This window comes from Burkholderia sp. Se-20378 (assembly GCF_017104665.1).
In the GTDB taxonomy this organism is placed as follows: domain Bacteria; phylum Pseudomonadota; class Gammaproteobacteria; order Burkholderiales; family Burkholderiaceae; genus Burkholderia; species Burkholderia lata.
Map to the genome: position 1 here is coordinate 1 of NZ_JAAGPG010000665.1, position 3,775 is coordinate 3,775.

Below are 3,775 nucleotides of genomic sequence, written 5' to 3' on the forward strand. Positions count from 1 at the left end.
TGCGCGCGTGCGCGGCCGTCAGCGCGGCGTACCCGACGACGACGCCCGCTTCGCACCGGGCGCTTCGACAGAATCCACGGATCGGCTGCAATTCGATGCCGTCCGCCTGGGCTCGTGCGACATACGTCGTGTCGTCCATTCCGGGCGGCAGCCACAGCACGAAATGAAAGCCCGCGTGTTCGCCGGACACCGTGTACCGCCCGCCGGCGTGCTTCGCCAGTTGGTCGAGCACGACGTCGCGCCGCTGGCGGTACGCGTGACGGGCGGCGCGCAGGTGCTTCGCAAAATCGCCGTGCGCGATGAAGCGGGCCAGCGCCAGCTGCGGCACGACGCCGACCGAGCGTGCGGTCGCATGCCACACGGCCGACAGCGCCGGCCTCAGTTCCGCCGGCACGACCATGAAGCCGATGCGCAGCCCCGAGAACAGCGTCTTGTTGAACGAGCCGCAGTAGATCACGCGATCGCATGCGTCGAGCGATTTCAGCGCGGGCAGCGGGGCGGTCTGGTAGCTGAATTCGCCGTCGTAGTCGTCCTCGATGATCCACGCGCGGGTGCGCTGCGCCCAGTCGAGCAGCTCGAGCCGGCGCGACACCGACATCGTGACGCCGAGCGGCGCCTGGTGGGCGGGCGTGACGTAGGCCGCGCGCGCATCGGGATAGCGGTCCAGCGACGCCGTGTCGATGCCCTCCCGATCGACCGGCACGTCGATCACGGACGCGCCCGCGATCGTGAAGATCTGCCACGCTGATGCATAGCCGGGATCCTCCATCAGCACCGTCGAGCCGGGCGCGAGCAGCGTGCGCGCGACGAGATCGATCGAATGCCGGATGCCGGTCGTGATGAAGATGTCGCCGGCGTCGCACGGGATGCCCCGGTATTCCCGCAGGTAGGCGGCGATTTCAACGCGCAGGCGCTCGACGCCTTGCGCCGGCGTGGCCCCGAGGTCGTTCGCCGTCGCGGCAAGCAGGCTGGCCCCGAGCGCCTTCTTCCATTGCTGCATCGGCAGCAGGCCGGGATCGGCAAGCCGCGCGACGAACGGGACGCCCGGACGGACGCCTTGTTCCGGCACGGCGGCGTCGGTCGTGCGCGTCGGCGCGGCGGGCGCGTCGAAAGGAGGAAGGCCGGTGTCGCGCGACTGCGCGGCCGCGCGCAGATAGTTGTCCGGCACCACCGCGCACACCCGCGACCCCGATCCTTGCGTGCGGGCGATGTAGCCCTCGGAGCACAGCCGGTCGTACGCCGCTTCGACAGTGCCCCGGGCGACGCCCCAGCGCGCGGCGAGGGTGCGGCTGGACGGCAGCGGACTATCGCCGGGAAGCAGGCGCTTCAGGATCGCGTCGCGCAGCGCGTCGGCAATGCACTCCTGCTTCGACTGCGGACTGCCCGTGGACAGTCCGGCAGGACACGGCAGGTCAAGCGGAATCGCGGCTTTGCCTCGCGGCATAGTGGTCTAGTAAGTGGTGGATTTAATGGTCCTTCAGCTTATATCACTTTGACCTTAGATTGCTGTCGACCACATCAATCCGACCGGAGACGGGCTCACCGCATGAAAACGCGTTCATTACCCCAGTGGGGCTGGCTGTTCCTGTTGATGCTCGTCGTGTGCCTGCCGCGGGTCACGATCGATGCGTACCTGCCTTCACTGCCGGCGATGGCGGACGCTTTGCACGGCACCGACGCCCAGTTGCAGCTCACGCTGACCCTGTACATGGTCGGCTATGCGCTGTCGATGCTGGTGTCGGGGCCGTTGTCCGACCGTTACGGCCGCCGTCCCGTCCTGCTCGGCGGCCTGTGTCTCTACGTGGTCGCGAGCGTCGCCTGCGCGTGGTCGGCCAGCGTCACGGCGATCGTTGCCGCCCGCATCTTCCAGGCGTTGGGCGGCTGCAGCGGAACGGTGATCGGCCGCGTGATCGTGCGCGAGCGCTTCCCGACCGCGATGCAGGCCACGATGCTGGGCCGGATCTCGGCCGGCATGGCGTTGTCGCCGGTGATTGCGCCGCTGGCCGGCAGCGCGGTGGCCGAGTGGCTCGGATGGCGCGGCGTGTTCGGATGGCTCGCGGTGGGCGGGCTCATTGCGACGGCGATGGTGCTGCGCTACCTGCCGGAGACCCGCGAGCGCGACGCGCGGCCGGCGCCGGGCAACGGGCTCCTGCGAACATACGCGGGCCTGCTGCGCGAGCGCAGTTTCCTGCGCTACTCGCTCGCCATCAGTTTCGCGTACTGCACGTACTACCCGTTCATCGCGGAATCGTCGACGCTGTTCCAGCGGCAACGGGGCGTATCGGGCCCGGTGTATGCGGCGATTTTCGGGCTGACCGTGCTCGGCTACCTGATCGGCTCGAACCTGTTCGCGCGGACCGGCACGCGCTGGAAGGCCGATTCGGTCATCGCGGCGGCGGCAGGCGTCAACCTGGCCAGCGCCGTCGTGTTGTGGATCGGCGGTGCGATCGCGCCGACGGCGGTGGCGGCGCTCGTCGTCCCGATGTTCTTCGTGATGGTCGCCGTCGGGATCGCGATCCCGGCCTGCCAGTTCGCGGTGATGCAGCCGTACACGACGATCGCCGGGACGGCGTCCGGGCTGTTCTTCTTTATCCAGATGGCGATCACGGCCGCGTGCGGCGGCGTGCTGGCGTGGCTGTCGGACGGCACTGCATGGCCGATGATCGTCGTCACGGTCGGTGCGAGCGTCGCGTTCCTGGCGGTGGCGGTCGGCCTGCGCGATCGGCGGCAGGCAGGCGACGGTTCGCGCTTCGCGACGCGGAACCGTCCCGCTGCCGAGCGCTGAGGGACGGCCGGCGCGGCGGCCGACTTGCGCCCGCGCGGGCGGCGCAACCCGTGTTTCCGCGAGGCGTCGCGATGGAAAGGATCATGTAATGTAGCGGCCTGTCGCTGACCTTACCGGAATCCCCATGCGTGTGCTGCTCGTCGAAGACAATCCGAACCTCGCCCAGTCGCTGAACGACGCGCTGAGCGCGGCGCGCTTCGCGGTCGATCACATGGCGGACGGCGAGGCGGCCGACCACGTGCTGCGCACGCAGGATTACGCGCTGGTGATTCTCGATCTCGGGCTGCCGAAGCTCGACGGGCTGGAAGTGCTGCGGCGGCTGCGCGCGCGGCGCAATCCGGTGCCGGTGCTGATTCTGACCGCACACGGGTCGGTCGAGGATCGCGTGAAAGGGCTCGATCTCGGCGCCGACGACTATCTCGCGAAGCCGTTCGAACTGACCGAGCTGGAGGCGCGCGCCCGCGCGCTGATCCGCCGCAGCCTCGGCCACGAGCATTCGCGGGTCGAATGCGGGCCGCTTTCGTACGACAGTATCGACCGCAGCTTCCATCTCGCGGGCGAGCCGCTGTCGCTCACGCCGCGCGAGCGCTCGGTGCTCGAGGTGCTGATCCTGCGCAACGGTCGCGCGATCAACAAGGAAACGCTGTCGGAGAAGATCTTCGGGCTCGACGAGTCGGTGAACGCCGATGCGATCGAGATCTACGTGTACCGGCTGCGCAAGAAGCTCGAAAACACGGGCGTCGCGATCGTCACGCTGCGCGGGCTCGGTTATCTGCTGGAAGCGAAGGCGGAGACGGCGGAATGAACCGCTGCCGCGCTCATGATCCTTGCACGGGAGCGGTGGACGCGTTGACGCGCTGCGCGGGGCCGGCACGTTCGCGGCCCGCCCACGACACGCATGCCATTCGCGGCCGACCGCGCGGGCGCGGAGCGGTGCGCCGTGCATGCTCCGCGATGCCCCACGGGGCGGCCCGGCAGGGGGCCGCGTGA

3 protein-coding genes are annotated in these 3,775 nt (G+C 69.3%); 2 read left to right on the forward strand and 1 reads right to left on the reverse strand.

The window, feature by feature from the left end; translation table 11 throughout:
* Nucleotides 1-1,444: PLP-dependent aminotransferase family protein (locus tag G3N93_RS35715; RefSeq protein WP_206135094.1), on the reverse strand; the 1,444-nt coding region annotated here is incomplete at its 3' end.
* Nucleotides 1,445-1,546: 102 nt separating this feature from the next.
* Between G3N93_RS35715 and G3N93_RS35720 the strand changes: the two genes are divergently transcribed.
* Together G3N93_RS35720 and G3N93_RS35725 are read left to right on the forward strand one after the other, a co-directional pair.
* Entirely contained in the window at nucleotides 1,547-2,785 is a 1,239-nt protein-coding gene (locus tag G3N93_RS35720) for a multidrug effflux MFS transporter (RefSeq protein WP_206135095.1), read from the forward strand.
* A 124-nt stretch (nucleotides 2,786-2,909) separates the two neighbouring features.
* Complete coding sequence (locus G3N93_RS35725) at nucleotides 2,910-3,590, forward strand: response regulator (RefSeq protein ID WP_069251438.1); 681 nt, start codon at nucleotides 2,910-2,912, stop codon at nucleotides 3,588-3,590.
* The last annotated feature ends 185 nt before the right edge of the window (nucleotides 3,591-3,775 follow it).

Bases quoted from the DNA above. Each gene is read 5' to 3' on its own strand.
- G3N93_RS35720 (WP_206135095.1), top strand. From the start codon at position 1,547: ATGAAAACGCGTTCATTACCCCAGTGGGGCTGGCTGTTCCTGTTGATG.
- G3N93_RS35725 (WP_069251438.1), top strand. From the start codon at position 2,910: ATGCGTGTGCTGCTCGTCGAAGACAATCCGAACCTCGCCCAGTCGCTG.